The 19917-nt window shown below is 60.0% G+C and carries 13 protein-coding genes; 12 read left to right on the top strand and 1 reads right to left on the bottom strand.

Annotated features, from left to right (window positions below; all coding sequences use genetic code 11):
- The first annotated feature begins 398 nt into the window (after positions 1 to 398).
- From ACA041_RS25450 to argR, 6 genes are all read left to right on the top strand, one after another.
- Positions 399 to 1172 carry an ABC transporter substrate-binding protein gene (locus ACA041_RS25450; RefSeq protein ID WP_497438354.1) on the top strand — a complete coding sequence of 258 codons (774 nt, stop codon included), beginning with the start codon at positions 399 to 401 and terminating at the stop codon, positions 1170 to 1172.
- A gap of 91 nt (positions 1173 to 1263) precedes the next feature.
- Positions 1264 to 1953, top strand: a complete 690-nt coding sequence (locus ACA041_RS25445; protein WP_497438353.1) for an ABC transporter permease — start codon at positions 1264 to 1266, stop codon at positions 1951 to 1953.
- Positions 1950 to 2648, top strand: coding sequence for an ABC transporter permease (locus ACA041_RS25440; RefSeq protein WP_497438352.1), 699 nt, complete (start codon positions 1950 to 1952; stop codon positions 2646 to 2648). The genes ACA041_RS25445 and ACA041_RS25440 overlap by 4 nt, the downstream gene beginning before the upstream one ends.
- 1 nt (position 2649) lies before the next feature.
- Complete coding sequence (locus ACA041_RS25435) at positions 2650 to 3762, top strand: M14 family metallopeptidase (RefSeq protein WP_497438351.1); 1113 nt, start codon at positions 2650 to 2652, stop codon at positions 3760 to 3762.
- A gap of 27 nt (positions 3763 to 3789) precedes the next feature.
- Entirely contained in the window at positions 3790 to 4554 is a 765-nt protein-coding gene (locus ACA041_RS25430; protein ID WP_497438350.1) for an ABC transporter ATP-binding protein, read from the top strand.
- A 242-nt stretch (positions 4555 to 4796) separates the two neighbouring features.
- The gene (gene argR / locus ACA041_RS25425; protein ID WP_497438349.1) at positions 4797 to 5777 is read left to right on the top strand and encodes a transcriptional regulator ArgR; all 981 of its coding nucleotides are present in this window, start codon (positions 4797 to 4799) and stop codon (positions 5775 to 5777) included.
- A gap of 57 nt (positions 5778 to 5834) precedes the next feature.
- On the opposite strand, the gene ACA041_RS25420 is transcribed toward argR, so the two are convergent.
- Entirely contained in the window at positions 5835 to 12740 is a 6906-nt protein-coding gene (locus ACA041_RS25420) for a dermonecrotic toxin domain-containing protein (RefSeq protein ID WP_497438348.1), read from the bottom strand.
- Positions 12741 to 13046: 306 nt separating this feature from the next.
- Here ACA041_RS25420 and ACA041_RS25415 point away from each other — a divergent pair, with 306 nt between their 5' ends.
- From ACA041_RS25415 to ACA041_RS25390, 6 genes are all read left to right on the top strand, one after another.
- Positions 13047 to 14267, top strand: coding sequence for an aspartate aminotransferase family protein (locus ACA041_RS25415; protein WP_497438347.1), 1221 nt, complete (start codon positions 13047 to 13049; stop codon positions 14265 to 14267).
- A 198-nt stretch (positions 14268 to 14465) separates the two neighbouring features.
- A complete protein-coding gene (aruF, locus tag ACA041_RS25410) occupies positions 14466 to 15485 on the top strand; it encodes an arginine/ornithine succinyltransferase subunit alpha (RefSeq protein ID WP_462024842.1) in 1020 nt (339 codons plus the stop codon).
- A gap of 85 nt (positions 15486 to 15570) precedes the next feature.
- Complete coding sequence (gene astA / locus ACA041_RS25405; RefSeq protein ID WP_497438346.1) at positions 15571 to 16596, top strand: arginine N-succinyltransferase; 1026 nt, start codon at positions 15571 to 15573, stop codon at positions 16594 to 16596.
- The gene (gene astD, locus ACA041_RS25400) at positions 16593 to 18062 is read left to right on the top strand and encodes a succinylglutamate-semialdehyde dehydrogenase (protein ID WP_497442170.1); all 1470 of its coding nucleotides are present in this window, start codon (positions 16593 to 16595) and stop codon (positions 18060 to 18062) included. Before astA ends, astD begins: the two co-directional genes overlap by 4 nt.
- A 161-nt stretch (positions 18063 to 18223) precedes the next feature.
- A complete protein-coding gene (astB, locus tag ACA041_RS25395; RefSeq protein ID WP_497438345.1) occupies positions 18224 to 19570 on the top strand; it encodes an N-succinylarginine dihydrolase in 1347 nt (448 codons plus the stop codon).
- Between the two features lie 51 nt (positions 19571 to 19621).
- The gene (locus tag ACA041_RS25390; RefSeq protein ID WP_033056735.1) at positions 19622 to 19909 is read left to right on the top strand and encodes a hypothetical protein; all 288 of its coding nucleotides are present in this window, start codon (positions 19622 to 19624) and stop codon (positions 19907 to 19909) included.
- The last annotated feature ends 8 nt before the right edge of the window (positions 19910 to 19917 follow it).

The raw sequence follows: 19917 nt of genomic DNA, 5'->3' as shown, positions 1-19917 counted from the left end.
CGTTACGGGGCCTTGGGAAACGCAAAGTCTCACTTTCGGACGTCCTGCGCCTTCATAAAAAATTAGGTATGACGCTACGCTTGCCGGATTAGAAGGCTTTGCCAATAATAGGCCCGCAATTTGCAACTATGATCGGTTCACTGTCTTTTGCTCTTGCATGAAATTGCACAGCTGTCAACGCGCCCAAACCGCTTTCTCGGTGCATCTGTAATTTGTTGTCGCATTGAAGAAATATCGGCTTCGGGCCTGTCGTTAGAATGCCGATCACTCGCTCGTCGTTGCTCGCGTTGAAAACAACGCGGTTTCCCAGGACGCAGCACTGCTTTGCGGTTCACTCATTCGCATATTGGGCTGTCGCTCACTCTGCCGTTTTAGCCCTTTACCGATGGAGTCCCAAGATGAAGAAACTCGTGCTGCTTGGCGCCCTGGCACTGTCCGTGCTGTCCCTGCCAACTTTTGCCGATGAAAAGCCTCTGAAAATTGGTATCGAAGCGGCCTACCCTCCGTTCGCTTCCAAAGCGCCGGACGGCAGCATCGTTGGTTTCGACTACGACATCGGCAACGCCTTGTGCGAAGAGATGAAGGTCAAGTGCACTTGGGTCGAGCAAGAGTTCGACGGCCTGATCCCGGCCCTCAAGGTGCGCAAGATCGACGCGATTCTGTCGTCCATGTCGATCACCGAAGACCGCAAGAAATCCGTGGACTTCACCAACAAGTACTACAACACCCCGGCTCGCCTGGTCATGAAGGCCGGCACTCCAGTCAGCGACAGCCTGGCTGAGCTGAAGGGCAAGAACATCGGCGTACAACGTGGTTCGATCCACGAGCGTTTCGCCCGCGAAGTCCTCGCCCCGCTGGGTGCCGAGATCAAGCCTTACGGTTCGCAGAACGAAATCTACCTCGACGTGGCCGCTGGCCGCCTCGACGGCACCGTGGCAGACGCTACGCTGCTGGATGACGGTTTCCTGAAAACCGACGCCGGCAAAGGTTTCGCCTTCGTGGGCCCGGCCTTCACCGACGAGAAGTACTTCGGCGACGGCATCGGCATCGCAGTGCGCAAGGGTGACGCGCTCAAAGACAAGATCAACACCGCGATCACGGCCATTCGCGAGAACGGCAAGTACAAGCAAATCCAGGACAAGTACTTCGCCTTCGATATCTACGGCAAGTAATCCGTCCCGACGACCCGTCAGAAATGGCGCAAGCAACAGGATCTCTGAGGTTTGCGCCATTTTTTCATCCCAACTTTCGAGGACCTGAATCATGTTGAAAGGCTACGGGGCTGTCATCCTCGATGGCGCATGGTTGACGCTTCAGCTCGCCTTGTCGTCCATGGTCCTGGCCATCGTCCTGGGGCTGATCGGCGTTGCGCTGCGTCTGTCGCCGATCCGCTGGCTGGCCTGGCTAGGCGACCTGTATTCCACGGTGATCCGCGGGATTCCCGACCTGGTACTGATCCTGCTGATTTTCTACGGTGGTCAGGACCTGCTCAACCGCGTCGCGCCGATGCTGGGTTTTGACGATTACATCGACCTCAACCCGCTGGCGGCCGGTATCGGCACCCTGGGCTTCATCTTCGGGGCGTACCTGTCGGAAACCTTCCGTGGTGCCTTCATGGCCATTCCCAAAGGTCAGGCCGAAGCCGGCGTGGCGTATGGCATGAGCAGTTTCCAGGTGTTCTTCCGGGTGCTGGTGCCGCAGATGATTCGCCTGGCAATTCCCGGTTTCACCAACAACTGGCTGGTCCTGACCAAGGCCACCGCGCTGATTTCGGTGGTGGGTCTGCAAGACATGATGTTCAAGGCCAAGCAGGCGGCGGATGCCACCCGCGAGCCTTTCACCTTCTTCCTCGCAGTGGCGGCGATGTACCTGGTGATCACCAGCGTCTCGTTGCTGGCATTGCGTCACCTTGAGAAGCGCTACTCGGTAGGCGTAAGGGCGGCTGATCTATGATCTTCGACTACAACGTCATTTGGGAGGCCCTGCCGCTGTACTTCGGCGGCCTGGTGACCACCCTCAAGTTGCTCGCGCTGTCGCTGTTTTTCGGCCTGCTGTGTGCCTTGCCGCTGGGCTTGATGCGCGTCTCCAAGAACGCGGTCGTCAACATGACGGCCTGGCTCTACACCTACGTGATCCGCGGCACGCCGATGCTGGTGCAGCTGTTCCTGATCTACTACGGTCTGGCGCAATTCGAAGCCGTGCGCGAAAGCTTCCTCTGGCCGTGGCTGTCCAGCGCCACGTTCTGTGCCTGCCTGGCTTTCGCGATCAACACCAGCGCCTACACCGCCGAAATCATCGCCGGCAGCCTGCGCGCCACGCCCAATGGCGAGATCGAAGCGGCCAAGGCCATGGGCATGTCGCGCTACAAGCTGTACAAGCGCATCCTGCTGCCGTCGGCCCTGCGCCGGGCGCTGCCGCAGTACAGCAACGAAGTGATCATGATGTTGCAGACCACCAGTCTGGCGTCCATCGTGACCCTGATCGACATTACCGGCGCCGCGCGCACGGTCAACGCGCAGTTCTACCTGCCGTTCGAAGCCTACATCACCGCTGGCGTGTTCTACCTGTGCCTGACTTTCATCCTGGTGCGCCTGTTCAAACTGGCCGAGCGCCGCTGGCTGGGCTATATGGCCCCGCGGAAGCATTGATATGGAACGCATCGATCATGCATTGCCGTGGAACCACCTGGGCAGCGAACGCCAGATTACGGTGTTCCGCTTCGGCAGTGGCGAACGCAAGGCCTATATCCAGGCCAGCCTGCACGCCGATGAATTGCCGGGGATGCGCACGGCCTGGGAGCTGAAAAAGCGCCTGACCGAACTCGAAGCCCAAGGCTTGCTCAATGGTGTGATTGAATTGGTGCCGGTGGCCAACCCGTTGGGTCTGAGCCAGTTGCTGCAAGGCAATCATCAAGGCCGTTTCGAAGCGGGCAGCGGCAAGAATTTCAACCGCGATTTCGTCGAGCTGAGCGCGCCGGTTGCCGCCGCGCTGGATGGCCATCTGGGCGATGATCCGCACGCCAATATCCGCCTGATCCGTCAGGCCATGAGCGATGTGCTCGACGCGTTGCCGCAGGCTACAAGTCAGTTGCAAGGCATGCAGCGCATCTTGCTCAGCCATGCCTGCACTGCCGACGTGGTGCTGGACTTGCATTGCGACACCGACGCGGCGCTGCACATGTACGCCTTGCCGCAGCACTGGCCGCAATGGCGTTCGCTCGCCGCGCATCTGAATGTGAAGGTGGGTTTGCTGGCGGAAGATTCCGGCGGCAGTTCCTTCGACGAAGCCTGCTCGCTGTCGTGGCTGCGCCTGTCACGGCTGTTTCCGGATGCGCAGATTCCGCTGGCGTGCCTGGCGACTACCATCGAACTGGGTGGTCAGGCTGACACCGGTCGCGCTGAATCCGAAGCTTACGCCGAAGGCATCCTGGCGTTCCTCGCCGAGCAGGGGCTGATCAGCGGCGAATGGCCGAAACCAGCGCATGAGGCGTGCGAAGGCCTGCCGTTCGAAGGCACCGAATTGCTGTTCGCGCCGCACCCGGGCGTGATCAGCTTCTTGCGTAAACCCGGCGAGTGGATCGAGGCCGGCGACGAGATTTTCGAAGTGATCGATCCGTTATCGGATCGGGTCAGCACGGTGTGTGCTGGTACGTCCGGGGTGCTGTTTGCCATTGAACGGCTGCGTTATGCCCAACCCGGTTTCTGGCTGGCCAAGGTGGCGGGGCGCGAAGCGCTGCGGCACGGGCGCTTGCTCAACGACTGACTGACTGTTTTTGTGAGAACCGACCGCATGTACAAACTTGAAGTCCAAGACCTGCATAAACGCTATGGCAGTCACGAAGTGCTCAAGGGCGTGTCCCTGAAAGCGGCGGCTGGCGATGTGATCAGCATCATCGGCTCCAGTGGCTCTGGCAAAAGTACTTTCCTGCGCTGCATCAACCTGCTCGAGCAGCCCCACGCGGGCAAGATCCTGCTCAACAACGAAGAGCTGAAGCTGGTGGCGAACAAGGACGGCGCGCTGAAGGCGGCCGACCCGAAACAGCTGCAACGCATGCGTTCGCGCCTGTCGATGGTGTTCCAGCATTTCAATCTGTGGTCGCACATGACCGCGATGGAAAACATCATGGAAGCGCCGGTCCACGTGCTCGGCATGTCCAAGGCCGAAGCTCGCGAGAAGGCCGAGCTGTACCTGAACAAGGTGGGCGTGGCCCATCGCAAGGACGCCTACCCCGGCCACATGTCCGGCGGCGAACAGCAGCGCGTGGCGATTGCCCGGGCGCTGGCGATGGAACCGGAAGTGATGCTGTTCGACGAACCGACGTCGGCGCTCGACCCGGAACTGGTCGGCGACGTGTTGAAAGTCATGCAGTCCCTGGCCCTTGAAGGCCGGACCATGGTGGTGGTGACGCACGAAATGGGCTTCGCCCGGGAAGTGTCGAACCAGCTGGTGTTCCTGCACAAAGGCGTCGTCGAAGAAAGCGGCAACCCGCGTGAGGTGCTGGTCAATCCACAGTCCGAACGCTTGCAACAATTCCTCTCGGGCAGCCTGAAGTAATCGCTCCCGTTACGCACCGGGATAGTGCATGCTTCGCAACCTGAAGGCTGGCCCCGATCCCTGTGGGAGCTGGCCTGCCAGCGATAGCGGTGGGCCAGTTTGCATCTCTGGCACAGACACGCCGCCATCGCTGGCAGGCCAGCTCCCACAGTTTGATCTCCATCGGTTTTGAGATTTGCGTTCATTTACGGGCTAGCATTGGCCCATGCCTTCATCACTGTTTTCGTTTCGGATTGCCCGCCATGACTGCCCATCGAATTGGTTTCCTGATTTGGCCCAGCACTAAAGCATTGACGCTTGCGCTGGCTGAGGAGGCCTTGCGTGTTGCTCAGCGTGTGCATCCGGAGGTGGTCTACGAACTGTCGTTCCTGCAGGCCGAACCGCAGGCCGAAGGCGCCTGGCAATTGCCGGGTGAACCCTGGGCCGGCAAGCTCGAGCACTTCCAGAAACTGTTCCTGCTCGCCGATGAGCCGCCGACCACACTGGCGCCGGCGCTCAGCAGTGCGCTGAAGCAATTGGTGCGTGCCGGTTGCGTGATCGGCGGTCTGTCGGCCGGTGTCTACCCGTTGGCGCAGCTCGGTTTGCTCGACGGTTATCGCGCCGCCGTGCACTGGCGCTGGCAGGACGATTTCGCCGAGCGCTTCCCGAAAGTCATTGCCACCAGCCATTTGTTCGACTGGGATCGCGATCGATTGACCGCGTGTGGCGGCCTGTCGGTACTCGATCTGTTGCTGGCGGTGCTGGCCCGTGATCACGGTGCGGAACTGGCCGGTGCGGTCTCCGAAGAGCTGGTGGTCGAACGCATTCGCGAGGGCGGTGAGCGCCAGCGCATTCCGCTGCAGAACCGTCTCGGCTCCAGCCATCCGAAGCTGACCCAGGCGGTGTTGCTGATGGAAGCCAATATCGAGGAGCCGCTGACCACCGACGAAATCGCCCAGCACGTGTGCGTGTCCCGTCGGCAACTGGAACGGATCTTCAAGCAATACCTCAACCGTGTGCCGAGCCAGTACTACCTGGAGCTGCGCCTGAACAAGGCCCGGCAGATGTTGATGCAAACCAGCAAGTCGATCATCCAGATCGGCCTGTCGTGTGGCTTCTCTTCGGGGCCGCATTTCTCCAGCGCCTACCGCAACTTCTTCGGCGCCACGCCGCGCGAAGACCGCAACCAGCGGCGCAGCAGCAGTCCGTTCGAGTTGTCTTCGGCACCTTCCGAGCGCGGCTAGTCCAGGCGTGAGCGGGCCATGGAAATGACTCCCATGGCCCGGAGTTATCGGGAAAGATCAATGTGCATCAAGCTGCTGCTCGCTGATCAAGGTGGCGGCTTCGGCTTGCCGGCGCGCCAGTTCGACGCGTCCGTCGGCCAGCGAACCGGGCAGGCGATAGATAAAATCGCTTGCCTGTTCATTATCAAAACCGGGGTATAACGCTTTCACTTGATCGATATCGTCTTGGGCGGCCAATACTCCCAAGTCTATTTCTGTGCGCTGGTAGTAAGTTTTAATCCGCTCCAGAGTCGTTTCGGAGAGCGGGTTGTTGCCGAAATCAAAGCCCTCGCCCACCGCGGCGGAAAGGTTGTAAATGCCGTGCGGTATTTCAGTTATTTGATTGTTGCTCAGAATGGCAAATTTAAGCCGGGGATGGCTCGACAGGCCGGCAGGAACGCTGTCAATGCCAGTACTTGAGAGGTCGATATAAGTCAGGGTCGGCAGGGCCGCTACATCCGGGGCCTGGGTCAGTGGGTTATTGAACAGGTCCAGCATTTCCAGGCGTGGGAGCGCGGACAGTGCGGCCTGTCCCTCGGCGTCGAGTACGACGCCGCAATGACTTAATACCAGTCTTTCAAGGGATGGCATGCCGGTGATCGCCTCAGGCACGCGGCCCATGGCCAAATTGCGCAATTCCAGGTGCTCCAGACCCGTAAAGCATTCAAGAAAGCGGGAAGAGACACCCAATGCAGTGTTGCCGTTGAGAGCCAGCGTCGAGACGTGGCTGAAGTCTGCTGTCAGCGCTGGCATATCGCCGATAAAGGCCAGGTCTGACTTGAGCGTTTTTTCTACAAACCTTTGGCGCCAGCATTGCTCCAATGCCTGGCTGAATTCGTTTCTTGCTATGCGCTCCGCACGCTTGTCGAGGGGGCTCAATGCGTCGCCCGTCGAAGGGTTATGCGTTGGAATGTCATCGGCCCAGGTGCGGAGGTCACTGGTGAGCCGGGCAATTTCCGCTTCCCAGTGCAACAGCTGAGTACGGCCGTCTTCCAGCGTTCCGGGCAGTTTGTAGATCACATTACTCGCGTCTTCGATATCCAGGTCTGGAAACAGGGCTTGTGCGCGATCGATGTCGGCCTGGTCGGCCAGCACGGCGAAGTCGTTTCCGTTTTTTGCGTAGTAGGTTTTTATCCGCTCCCGACTGATTGAGGACAACGGGTTATTGGCGAGGTCGACCCCTTCGGCGAGATCGAGGTCAAGATCGAAGAAGGCCTCGGGCAGTTCGGTGATCTGGTTGCCATTGAGAATCACGGTTCTTAGATACTGACGGCTGGTGAGACCGTTTGGCAGGCTGGAAATACCGGTGTTGGACAGTCGGATGTCGTTCAGTTCAGCCATGGTTTCGATATCGGGAGCGATCGCCAGTGGATTGTCACTCAGGTTCAGAACATAAAGCTCGCTCAAAGATGAAAGCGCTGACTGGCCTTCGGGCGTGATGGTCACGCGGCATTTGCTCAGTGTCAGCTCCTTGAGGTTGGGCATGCGCGTGATGGCCTGGGGCACTTGGCCCAGAGCGAATTCGTGCATTTGCAGACTGTGCAGATTCGGAAAAAGGTCGAGGAATGGGCCAGTTGCACGAATTGCATCGTTGCCATTGAGGGTCAGGCTGGAGACATGGCCGAAATCCGCACTCAGCCGCGGCATGTCACCCGAGAAGGTCAGATTGGCTACCAGGCGGTCGTCCCGCATCCGGGATACATCGGGTCGACGACGCCAGAACTGTTCCAGTTTTTGCCCGAACTCTGCTCTCGAAACGTGCTCGGCATACATCTGATTGGCGTCGAGCGGTTCATCGGTGACAGGGTGATGCGAAGGAACTTCGCGTGCCCAGGTCGCCAGGTCACCGGACAGTTGTGTGAATTCGTCTCTCCAGCGTTCGAGTCGCAGCCGGCCATCGTCCAGTGTCCCGGGCAAGTCATAGATCACATCACTGGCGTCTTGCGTGTCTAACGCTGGAAACAACTCCCTGGCCAGGTCGATGTCGGCCTGGGCGGCTCGTACTCCAAAGTCTTGCCCGGTTTCACGGAAGTAAGTTTTGATGCGTTGCCGGGTGGCTGCCGATAGCGGGTTATTCGCAAAGTCAAACCCGTCACTGCGGCTGGCGGGAAGCTTGAAAAGGGCGTCGGGCAGCTCGGTAATCAGGTTGCCATTGAAAATGGCGGTACTCAGGCCTGGATGCTCCGCCAGGCTGGCGGGAACCTCGGAAATACCGGCATTGGACAGGTCGATGTAGGTCAACCCGGGCAGAGCAGTGACATCAGGTGCGGTGCCAAGTGGATTGTTGATCAGTTCCAGGCTGGCAAGGTTGTTCAATGAGGAAAGCGCTGCCTGACTTTCGGAGGTCCACACCACGGCGCAATCGTCCAGTACCAATGTGTCGAGCTCCGGCATGCTGGTGATTGCCTGGGGCACTTGCTCCAGTGCAAAGTCACGCAGATCCAGACGCCGTAAGCTCGGGAAGCGCTGCAGGAAGGGGGTGGTAGCAGAAATGCTGGTGTTGCCAGTCAGGGCCAGACTGGAAACATGGCTGAAATCCGCAGTAAGGACTGGCATGTCACCCATGAACGCCAGGGAGGTGGCGAACTGATCATTCAATCTGCTGCGCCATGCCTGCTCCAGCTGTTGTCCGAACCTTTCTCTGGCGCGCTGTTCGTTGAACTGCTCATTGAGATTGAGAGGCTGTCCGGTCGAGAGATCGCGCTCAGGAATGTTTTTGACCCATAGCTCGAGCTCATCCTTCATTTGCCCGATCTCGGTCTCCCAGTTGGTGAGTTGAACTCGACCTTGCTCCAGCGTCCCGGGCAAGCGATACAGCAGGTCTGTCGCCTGGTCGGCATCCAGGTCTGGAAACAGGGACGTCGTGCGATCGATATCCGCCTGCTCGGCCAGAATTCCGAAGTGTTTCCCTGTGCGTTGGTAGTGGATCTTCACCTTCTCTCGGGTGGCCGCGGACAGCGGGTTGCCCGCAAAATCAAATCCGTCACTGAGGGGGCTGGCTAAATTGAAAAGCGCGTCAGGCACTTCGGTGATCTGGTTGCCATCGAATCTGCCGACGATGAGTTGAGGATGATCCAGCAGACCGGTTGGCGGCGTGGAAATCTCCGTATTGGACAGATTGAGGTAACGCAGCGAAGTCATGGTGTGTATGTCGGGGGGGAGCGTCAGCGGGTTGTCCTGAAGATCCAGCAGGGACAGCTCGGGTAATGAAGAGAGTATCTGCTGGTCAGTGGGAGAGAGTGTAATGCCGCAGTTACGTGCTATCAGTTGTCGAAGTGTCGGCATTGAAGTGATGGATTGTGGCAGGTTCGGCAGTGAGAGGTTCTGCGCGTCCAGATACAGCAACCTTGGGAAGTGCTGCAAAAAAGGATCGACGGCCTGGGTGCTGGCGTTGCCATTGAGGGACAGCGAGGCAACATGGCTGAAGTCGGCGTCCAGTTTCGGAAGCTCACCCAGTATCGGATCCGCTATCAGGAGCGAGTACCCGGCCGGCCCTCGTGTTTGCCTGCGCCAGCAACGCTGGATAGCGTTTCTGAGTGCCGAGCGACTGTGCAAGGCCGCGCGGTGCTGATCGGCTGTCAGTGGGAGGTTGCTGGCGGGATCGATGGTCGGTACGTCGGTCTCCCAGCGGCGCAGGTCATCGCTGAGTCGGGTGTATTCGTTGCGCAGGCGAGTCAGTTCCCCGCGCACACCTGCCGGATGATCCTGCAGGCTGGCAATCAACGCCTGCACTTCCTCGGGGGGGAGCCCCGGATAAACCTCTCCTACCCTGTCTTCCAGGGTACGAGGCAGCTCGGACCGCAGGTGTCGATAACCTTCCGTGCCCACCAGACGCAAGGTGTCAATGGCCGGCTCTGGAACCGATTGGGGTGTAATCGCCAATCGCAGCTCGCTTCGCTCAAGAGGTCGCTCGCGGATCGCATTTTTCAGCTTTTCTCCCTGGCCTATGTGGATGTTCAGGGCCTGACGTTCGGCGTCCGGCAGGGCGTGCAAAACACTGGAGTAAAAGTCGGTGACCGAATGCAGTACCTGGCCGCGGTCGTTGTAGGGTTGATAGGTGCCATCCGTCTGACGCACCAGGACTTTCTGATGGGACGCATCTGCACGTCCGGTGCTGTCCAGCATCGGCCCTTTAAAAGCCTGGTCGCGGATCTCGATGCGCACCTCGCCGGTCCAGCCTGGCAAGCGTTGGAGGCTGTGCAGGGCCAGGGTATCGGTATCCGGATTGCTCACGGAGTCCAGCTCCAACCCTTCATAGGCACGGGTGACGCGCACTTCCTGATTGGCCAGCTGCATGAGGTCTTGTTGGCGTTGCGGCAATTGCCCTTCACTGATTTGTAGCAGCTCCTCGCCGGTGGCGGTATTGAGCAATTCACGCGTGACACTGGCCGGCAGCTGCGGATCGTGTTGCGCGATCTGCTGTGCCAGCGGGTCTTCATTGACCTCGAGTGCCTTGTAGCGTGTTTCGAACATTGAGGTTCGTTGTTGTCGGGCGAGCTGGGCCATCTGTTTTCTCAATGCCCGGGTGCGCACATCCAGGGTGAACGTCGGGCCGCCGAACTCTTCTCCCAGCAGTGCTTTGGCTTGCTGTTCATCCAGGGAATAAAGCAGGGTCTTGAGCAGGTCGCCGCCTATCAGGCTGTCCTGACGAATCTCTGTCAGCGGCAAGGTTTCGTCAGTGGAAGACTGCCAGACGAGTTCTCCCTGTTGATCCATGAAACGCAGGCGTTTGCTGGTTGGCCATCGGCCGTGGTCAGTCAGCAGTTGCAGCTGGGTGACCGGATCGGTGCGCAGGTACTCCTCGGGCAGTTCGCTATCCAGGTAATCGGTGAATCGTTGCAGGTCCTGATCGATCTTGAAGCGTTTGATGCTGTCGGCCAGCAGCGGCGGCAGTGGTTCCTGATCGACATGCATTTTGCGCAGGGCATCTTCGTTGAAGCCGCTGACCTGAAGGATCGTCTCGCGCTGGGCTGGGGAAAACGATTCGACCGAATGGCCGATGCGGCGCAACGCCGTGGGTTTGTCCCACTCCAGCGGTTGTTCGAGTTCGGTGTGCCACGCGCCGTCGCCGTTATGTCGCACTGACGGTTTGTAGGCGTCGGGCCGGGTCGGATGTTCAATCTGGTACTGGCCGGGGATCGGGCCTTCGCTCACCGCAAAGTGCGCGTCTTCGAGGGGCAGCAGTTGACTTCCCTGGTGCTGATGCAGGCCCAGTTCATTGGGACTGGAGTCCGCGCCAGGAATGCTTTTGTGCTCGTAGCGGGTCAGGTCCGGCTCCCAGTACCGGGTTTGACCATTGGGCAGTTCGACAGGCTTGAATCGGTCTATGAAGGCGACGATCTCTTTGGGCAAGACTTTGCGGTACTCACCCGCGCCAATGGCGCCACCTACCGCAAACACTCCCAGTTGTATCAGCGATTCCACGGTCCCCATAAAGTGCTCGAACGCTTCGGTGGTTCGGCCCTGGGCCCATTCGACGATCCCTTCGAAGGCTTCGTCGAGCAGCTGATAGGCCATGTAAGCCATCATCGCTTCACCCAGCACGGGCACGAACGGCGCAATGATGAACGCGGCGGTCTGGAGAATCGACGAGGCGATGTTGACCAGGGAATCCCAAAGTGCCCAGCGGGCTTTCTGATCGACTTTTGCAGTCGGGACGGCGATGACCCCGGCGTCATTAAGGATCTTGTTGAGCTTGGCCTGATAGAGGTGTTGCCACAGATTGTCGTTGAACGGCATGAATGCCGTCTGCAGATTGGGACGGTCGATGGGGGTTTCCCTCCACGTCGGCTCTGAGCTACCGGCAATGGGCGGATGCCACGTCACTTTGGTCAGGCGGTCATTGAGGCTGGCGAAGAAAAAACCTCGCTGTTCGTGATTCACGAACCGACTGAAGAAGTGCTGATAATCCTTCGAGCGCAGCTGACGGGTCAGTTCGATGACCATCTCGAGCGCCGAGTCGTATTCCTTGATCGGGTGCTCGGGGTCATCCGGCACATAGGCCACCACTTTGGCCACTGTTTGAACCTGATTCAGGTCAGGGGCAAATACGACGATGCCGGTGAGAGGGGCGCTGAGCATGGTCACGTCGTGACACAACAAGGCCTGCCCATTGAGCCGCATGCCTTGCAGGCCGTCGGCCAAACCGCTGACCAGACGAAAGTAACTCTCCCCGATGTCGCCCGTCATCCGCGCCAATTGCAGGGCGGCTTTCAAGGCGGCTTGTTGGCTCTCGTCTATTTTGAGCTTCATTACCGACGCCGCGACCGGGTCGGAAAAACCGAGGTTGTCGTTAAGATAGGTTGTGTACTGGCTTCCGATATCCAGCTCTCGGCACAGTTTGGTAAAGGCCGGGATACTCAGCTTGCCTTTGATCAAGGGCAGGGTGTCGAACTGCCCGGTCGCAGAGGGTTCGGTGATGAAGGTCGAATCGGTTTCGTAGGCGGCGTCTTCGGTTTCCTTCTCTTCGAAGTTATGCAGCGCCGCATCCAGCAGCGAAACCGTCCAGGCGCGGGCGCCGGTCTTGATCGCAAACCCAGGCGTCGTCACGGGTATATACAGGCGCAGGAAGGTTTTCCTGACGTCCAGGTCCAGGCCGAAGTGACGTTTCAAAGCTGCTTTGAGCAAGGGCTCGGCGAAGGCGCTGGCGTCTTGCAGGTGTTCCAGGCGTTTGTCGATATCACTTTGTGCGGTCCAGTGTGCGGCGTTGAGTGCCATCAGCTCCCGATGCTGCGCGGTGGGCGCAGTGGTGAGCTTGCCCGGAAGTCGGGGCTGAGCGTTCTTCAGTACCTGACGCCTGGCAGGCGATGCCTTGCCAAGCCATTCGGGAATTGCGTTTTTGAGAGGCTGATAATGGCTATCGGGGTGTTGCGAATAGTCAGCGTCGCTTGCGGCTGTGGGTTGCCATCCTTCAGGTTGTTGCATTGTGTCCGTCCTTGAGTGTTTAGCGAATACCCAAGGAAATCAGGAAGTGACGATCAGCGTGCGGTACATATTTAGGGTGCGGGCGAGTTCTGCACATCAAATTCCGGCAACGCTGCCGCTAATCCCGTCGGACAGTTAAACTGCGCCTTTGCGACGCTATTTGTCGCATTGCCGTAAACCCGGTTGAAACCGGGGTTTGCGCTATAAGAAGTTGTCGCTTGGCGGCAAGGCCGGGCACAAAACTGTCCCTACAATCCTCACCAAGCTCGCCAGTTTCAGGCGAGTGTTCCTCTTCAGGAGACTCCGATGTCCGTTGAGCACGCTGCGGTACAACGCGCCGATTTCGACCAGGTAATGGTTCCCAACTATGCGCCTGCCGCATTCATTCCTGTGCGTGGCGCCGGTTCCCGCGTCTGGGACCAGTCTGGCCGCGAGCTGATCGACTTCGCTGGCGGGATTGCCGTCAACGTATTGGGCCATGCGCACCCGGCGCTGGTCGGTGCCTTGACCGAGCAGGCGAACAAGCTGTGGCACGTGTCGAACGTATTCACCAATGAGCCGGCGCTGCGCCTGGCCCATAAGCTGATCAACGCTACTTTTGCCGAGCGCGCATTCTTCTGCAACTCCGGCGCCGAAGCCAACGAGGCCGCCTTCAAGCTGGCCCGTCGCGTCGGCTTCGATCGTTTCGGCAGCGAGAAGTACGAAATCATCGCCGCGCTCAACAGCTTCCACGGTCGCACCCTGTTCACCGTGAACGTCGGTGGCCAGTCGAAATACTCCGACGGCTTCGGTCCGAAAATCACCGGTATCACCCATGTGCCGTACAACGATCTGGCAGCGCTCAAAGCCGCCATTTCCGACAAGACTTGCGCTGTGGTCCTGGAGCCGATCCAGGGCGAGAGCGGTGTCATTCCTGCGGAACTCGAGTACCTGCAAGGTGCCCGTGACCTGTGCACCGCGCACAACGCGCTGCTGATTTTCGACGAAGTGCAGACTGGTATGGGCCGCAGCGGCAAGCTGTTCGCCTATCAGCATTACGGTGTGGTCCCGGACATCCTGACCAGCGCCAAGAGCCTGGGCGGCGGTTTCCCGATCGCCGCGATGCTGACCACCGAAGACCTGGCCAAACACCTGGTCGTCGGCACCCACGGCACCACCTACGGTGGCAACCCGCTGGCATGCGCGGTCGCCGAAGCGGTGATCGACGTGGTCAACACCCCTGAAGTGCTGGCGGGCGTCAACGCCAAGCACGACAAATTCAAGGCCCGCCTGGAACAGATCGGCGAGAAGTACGGCCTGTTCACCCAGGTCCGGGGGCTGGGGCTGTTGATCGGCTGTGTGCTGAACGATGCCTGGAAAGGCAAGGCCAAGGACATCTTCAACGCCGCTGAAAAAGAAGGCCTGATGATTCTGCAAGCCGGCCCGGACGTGGTTCGTTTCGCGCCAAGCCTGGTGGTTGAAGATGCCGATATCGATGCCGGCCTGGATCGTTTCGAGCGTGCTGCGGCCAAATTGACCCAAGCCTGATAGACCCTTCGGCGCCTGACCTTTCAGGCGTCGAACCCAATTTTCATGCAGGGCCCGCTTTTCTGTAGGAGCGAAGCTTGCTCGCGAAGGTGTGTCAGCCGACATCGCGGTGGCTGACACACCTTCGCGAGCAAGCTTCGCTCCTACAAGGGCCCCGCTTATTTTCCTCAAAGAGTTTTTCGAGAAAGGAGTGACACCATGCTGGTGATGCGCCCCGCGCAAATGGCTGATCTGGGCGAGGTACAGCGTCTGGCTGCGGACAGCCCGATTGGTGTCACTTCCTTGCCGGATGACGTTGAACGCCTGAGCGACAAGATCGCCGCAAGCGAAGCCTCGTTTGCCGCCGAAGTCAGCTTCAACGGCGAAGAGAGCTATTTCTTCGTCCTCGAAGACACCGCCACCGGCAAACTGGCCGGGTGCTCGGCGATCGTGGCATCGGCCGGGTATTCCGAGCCGTTCTATAGCTTTCGCAATGAAACCTTCGTGCACGCCTCCCGCGAGCTGAAGATCCACAACAAGATCCACGTGCTCTCCCAGTGCCACGACCTGACCGGCAACAGCTTGCTGACCAGTTTCTACGTGCTGCCGGAGCTGGTGGGTTCGGCCTGGTCGGAACTCAACTCCCGTGGGCGCTTGCTGTTCGTGGCCAGCCATCCGGAGCGTTTTGCCGATTCGGTGGTGACCGAGATCGTCGGTTACAGCGATGAAAATGGCGACTCGCCGTTCTGGGACGCCATCGGTCGCAACTTCTTCGACCTCAATTACGCCGAAGCCGAGCGTTTGTGCGGGCTCAAGAGCCGCACGTTCCTGGCCGAGCTGATGCCGCATTATCCGATTTACGTGCCGCTGCTGCCGGACACCGCGCAAGAAGCGATGGGCCAGGTGCACCCGCGGGCGCAGATCACCTTCGACATCCTGATGCGCGAAGGCTTCGAGACCGATCACTACATCGATATTTTCGACGGCGGCCCGACCCTGCATGCCCGTGTCTCGGGGATCCGCTCGATCGCCCAGAGCCGTGTGGTCCCGGTGAAAATCGGTGAGCCGGTCAAAGGCGCCGGTCGTCAGTACCTGGTGGCCAACGCCCAGTTGCAGGATTACCGCGCCGTGTTGCTCGAGCTCGACTACGCGCCGGGCAAACCCGTGACCCTGGATCTGGAAGCAGCCGAAGCGCTGGGCGTCGGTGAAGGTGCCAGCGTGCGCCTGGTGGCGGTTTAACGCCTGCTGCCACGCCTGGAAAAGAATGCTTGGAAAAGCAGCGAAGTTTCACGGGAGGCGCAAGCGGCCCGTTTGAGGAGATAGCATGATCGTTCGTCCCGTACGCAGCAGCGATTTACCCGCTCTGATCGACCTGGCCCGCAGCACCGGCACCGGCCTGACCACCTTGCCGGCCAACGAAGAACGTCTGGCCCATCGGGTCGGCTGGGCCGAGAAGACCTTTCGCGGCGAAGCCGGGCGGGGCGATGCGGACTATCTGTTCGTACTCGAAGACGACGACGGCCGCGTGGTGGGCATTTCCGCCATCGCTGGCGCCGTCGGCCTGCGTGAGCCCTGGTACAACTTCCGGGTCGGCCTGACCGTCAGCGCCTCGCAAGAGTTGAACATCTATCGGGAGATCCCGACGCTGTTCCTGGCCAACGACCTGACCGGCAACTCTGAACTGTGCTCGCTGTTCCTGCACGCCGATTACCGCAGCGGCCTCAACGGTCGCATGCTGGCCAAGGCGCGGCTGCTGTTCATCGCCGAGTTCCCGCATTTGTTCGGCAACAAGATCATCGCCGAGATGCGCGGCATGTCCGACGAAGCCGGGCGTTCGCCATTCTGGGAAAGCCTGGGCCGACACTTCTTCAAGATGGAATTCAGCCAGGCCGATTACCTGACCGGGGTCGGTAACAAGGCGTTCATCGCCGAACTGATGCCAAAATTCCCGCTGTACACCTGCTTCCTGTCACCGGACGCGCGCAACGTGATCGGTCAGGTCCACCCGGACACCGAACCGGCGCTGTCGATGCTCAAGAGCGAAGGTTTCAGCTACCAGGGCTACGTCGATATTTTCGACGCAGGCCCTGCGGTGGAGTGCGAAACCGGCAAGATCCGTGCGATCCGCGAAAGCCAGCCGCTGGTCCTGGCCGTCGGTACGCCGGGTGACGACGCCACGCCTTTCCTGATTCACAACCGCAAGCGCGAGGACTGCCGGATCACGGCTGCTCCCGCACGCTTCGCCGCCGGCACGTTGGTGGTCGATCCACTGACCGCCAAACGTCTTCAACTCAACGCCGGCGATCAAGTGCGCGCCGTTCCGTTGTCCGCTGCCCGGGAGTCGAAATAATGAATTCGTTATACATCGCAGGTGAATGGCTGGCCGGTCAGGGTGAAGCCTTCCAGTCGCTGAACCCGGTGACCCAGCAGGTACTGTGGGACGGCGAGGGCGCCACCACCGCTCAGGTCGAATCGGCCGTGCAAGCCGCGCGTCAAGCGTTCCCGGGCTGGGCTCGGCGCACCCTGGAAGAACGCATCACAGTACTGGAGGCGTTTGCCACCGCGTTGAAAAATCACGCTGACGAACTGGCGCGTACCATCGGTGAGGAAACCGGCAAACCGCTGTGGGAGGCGACCACCGAAGTCACCAGCATGGTCAACAAGATTGCGATCTCGGTGCAGAGCTACCGCGAACGTACCGGCGAGAAGAGCGGCCCGCTGGGCGACGCTACCGCCGTGCTGCGCCACAAGCCACACGGCGTGGTGGCGGTGTTCGGGCCTTACAACTTCCCCGGTCACTTGCCCAACGGTCACATCGTGCCGGCGCTGTTGGCCGGTAACAGCGTGCTGTTCAAACCCAGCGAGCTGACCCCGAAAGTCGCCGAGCTCACGGTCAAGTGCTGGATCGAAGCCGGTCTGCCGGCAGGCGTGTTGAACCTGCTGCAGGGTGCGCGGGAAACCGGGATCGCCCTGGCGGCGAATCCAGGCATCGATGGCCTGTTCTTCACTGGTTCAAGCCGCACCGGCAATCACCTGCACCAGCAGTTTGCCGGCCGTCCGGACAAGATCCTCGCGCTGGAGATGGGGGGTAACAACCCGCTGTTGGTCGATGAAGTGGCTGACCTCGATGCCGCTGTCTACACCATCATTCAGTCCGCGTTCATTTCCGCCGGCCAGCGTTGCACTTGTGCCCGTCGTTTGCTGGTGCCACAGGGCGCCTGGGGCGATTCGCTGCTGGCGCGCCTGGTTGAAGTCAGTTCGACCATTGAGGTCGGCCCGTTCGATCAGCAACCGGCGCCGTTCATGGGTTCGGTGATTTCCCTCGGCGCTGCGAAAGCCCTGATGGAAGCGCAAGAACATCTGTTGGCCAACGGTGCTGTGGCGCTGCTGGAGATGACTCAACCGCAGGCTCAGGCAGCCTTGCTCACCCCTGGCATTCTGGACGTTACGACCGTGGCCGATCGTCCTGACGAAGAGCTGTTCGGCCCACTGCTGCAAGTGATCCGCTACGCTGATTTTGAAGCCGCGATTGCTGAAGCCAACGACACCGACTACGGCCTGGCGGCCGGTCTGCTGTCGGATTCCGAAGCGCGTTACCAGCAGTTCTGGCTGGAAAGCCGCGCCGGTATCGTCAACTGGAACAAGCAGCTGACCGGTGCGGCGAGCAGCGCGCCATTCGGCGGCGTCGGCGCCTCGGGCAACCACCGCGCCAGTGCCTACTATGCCGCGGATTACTGCGCGTACCCGGTGGCCTCGCTGGAAACCCCGAGCCTGACGTTGCCAGCGACCCTGACGCCCGGCGTGAAGATGGCGTGATGCCCATCGCCAGCAGGCTGGCTCCCACAGGTTCGGTGGTGTTCACACATTTTGTGTACCACCCAGTCACTGTGGGAGCCAGCCTGCTGGCGATGGCCGCGCCGCGGTCTTACTGAATAGTTACTGAAGCCATAACAACAGATTCTCGTGGAGCCTCGCTGATGAAATCCTATGAAGTCAATTTTGACGGTCTAGTGGGGCCGACCCATAACTACGGCGGCCTGTCCTACGGCAACGTCGCGTCCCAGAGCAACAGCCAGCAATCTTCCAACCCCAAGGAAGCGGCGCTGCAAGGCCTGGCGAAAATGAAAGCGCTGATGGAGATGGGCTTTCAGCAAGGCGTCCTGGCACCCCAGGAGCGCCCTGATGTGGCCGCCCTGCGTCGCCTGGGTTTCAGTGGCACCGATGCGCAAGTGATCGAACAAGCCGCCAGGGACGCCATGCCGTTGCTGGTTGCCAGTTGCTCGGCGTCGAGCATGTGGGTCGCCAACGCCGCCACCGTCAGCCCAAGCGCCGACACCGCGGACGGTCGCGTACATTTCACCGCCGCCAACCTCAACTGCAAGTACCACCGCAGCATCGAGCACCCGACCACCAGCCGCGTGCTGGGGGCGATGTTCGCTGACCAGCAACACTTCGCGCACCACGCCGCATTGCCGGCCGTGGCTCAGTTCGGTGACGAAGGCGCGGCCAACCACACCCGTTTCTGCCGTGAATATGGCGAAGCCGGCGTCGAGTTCTTCGTGTTCGGTCGCAGTGCGTTCGACACCCGTTACCCGGCGCCGCAGAAGTACCCGGCACGCCAGACGCTCGAAGCTTCCCAGGCGGTCGCCCGCCTGCATGGCTTGAGCGAAGAAGGTGTGGTGTACGCCCAGCAAAACCCTTCGGTCATCGATCAGGGCGTGTTCCACAACGACGTGATCGCGGTGGGTAATGGCGAAGTGCTGTTCTATCACGAGGATGCATTCCTCGACACCGAACAGATGCTGGCTGAACTGCAGGGAAAACTCGCCAAAGTCGGTGGGAAATTTCAATCGATCTGCGTACCGCGTTCCGCCGTTACCGTGGAGGACGCAGTTCGTTCCTACTTGTTCAATAGCCAGCTGCTGACGCGTCCTGACGGCTCCATGCTGTTGATCGTGCCGGAAGAATGCCGTGGCAATGAGCGGGTCTGGCAGTACCTGCAGGGTTTGACCAGCTCCGGCGGGCTGATCCGCGAGGTCAAGGTGTTCGATCTCAAGCAAAGCATGCAGAACGGCGGTGGCCCTGCTTGCCTGAGGTTGCGCGTGGCCCTCAACGAAACCGAACTGGCTGCCGTCAACTCAGGGGTTATCATGACGGCACCGTTGTACGGCTCGTTGACCGAATGGGTCGACAAGCACTATCGCGACCGCATGACCGAAAACGATCTGGCGGACCCGCAATTGCTGCTTGAGTGCCGGACGGCACTGGATGAACTGACGCAAATCCTTAAACTGGGCGCGGTTTATCCATTCCAGATCAATTGAGAGTCGGCGCTGCACGCGCCGATTCATCTCCTTTAGAGAGCGTAAAAAAACATGAGCGATACCCTGCAGCTGATCCTTGAAGACACCGACGGCACGCAACTGGAAACGTCCTGCACCCGCGTCGCGGTCATGTGGCAAGGCAAAGAGCTGTGGATCCAGCAGGATGGCCGCGGCCAGCTGCTGATCGGAGTGGACGTCGAAGAAGGTGACGCTGAATACGCCAACCTGCTGCTGCGCCCATTGGCAACTAATCTGGTAAGTCTGCAACTGGAAATGGAGCCGGCCGAAGTCGGTGACGAAGACCACGTGCACGGCCCGGATTGCGCCCACGACCACTAAGGAAACCG

The organism is Pseudomonas sp. LBUM1676 (assembly GCF_059695605.1).
The sequence above is the reverse complement of the archived record's forward strand: the minus strand, read 5'-3'. Positions and strand labels throughout refer to the sequence as shown.

What these genes read in the sequence shown, in the direction of transcription:
- astB (WP_497438345.1), top strand. Translation starts at nt 18,224, where the DNA reads ATGAAATCCTATGAAGTCAATTTTGACGGTCTAGTGGGGCCGACCCAT.
- astA (WP_497438346.1), top strand. Translation starts at nt 15,571, where the DNA reads ATGATCGTTCGTCCCGTACGCAGCAGCGATTTACCCGCTCTGATCGAC.
- ACA041_RS25450 (WP_497438354.1), top strand. Translation starts at nt 399, where the DNA reads ATGAAGAAACTCGTGCTGCTTGGCGCCCTGGCACTGTCCGTGCTGTCC.
- argR (WP_497438349.1), top strand. Translation starts at nt 4,797, where the DNA reads ATGACTGCCCATCGAATTGGTTTCCTGATTTGGCCCAGCACTAAAGCA.
- ACA041_RS25415 (WP_497438347.1), top strand. Translation starts at nt 13,047, where the DNA reads ATGTCCGTTGAGCACGCTGCGGTACAACGCGCCGATTTCGACCAGGTA.
- ACA041_RS25440 (WP_497438352.1), top strand. Translation starts at nt 1,950, where the DNA reads ATGATCTTCGACTACAACGTCATTTGGGAGGCCCTGCCGCTGTACTTC.
- ACA041_RS25420 (WP_497438348.1), bottom strand. Translation starts at nt 12,740, where the DNA reads ATGCAACAACCTGAAGGATGGCAACCCACAGCCGCAAGCGACGCTGAC.
- ACA041_RS25390 (WP_033056735.1), top strand. Translation starts at nt 19,622, where the DNA reads ATGAGCGATACCCTGCAGCTGATCCTTGAAGACACCGACGGCACGCAA.
- ACA041_RS25445 (WP_497438353.1), top strand. Translation starts at nt 1,264, where the DNA reads ATGTTGAAAGGCTACGGGGCTGTCATCCTCGATGGCGCATGGTTGACG.
- aruF (WP_462024842.1), top strand. Translation starts at nt 14,466, where the DNA reads ATGCTGGTGATGCGCCCCGCGCAAATGGCTGATCTGGGCGAGGTACAG.
- ACA041_RS25435 (WP_497438351.1), top strand. Translation starts at nt 2,650, where the DNA reads ATGGAACGCATCGATCATGCATTGCCGTGGAACCACCTGGGCAGCGAA.
- ACA041_RS25430 (WP_497438350.1), top strand. Translation starts at nt 3,790, where the DNA reads ATGTACAAACTTGAAGTCCAAGACCTGCATAAACGCTATGGCAGTCAC.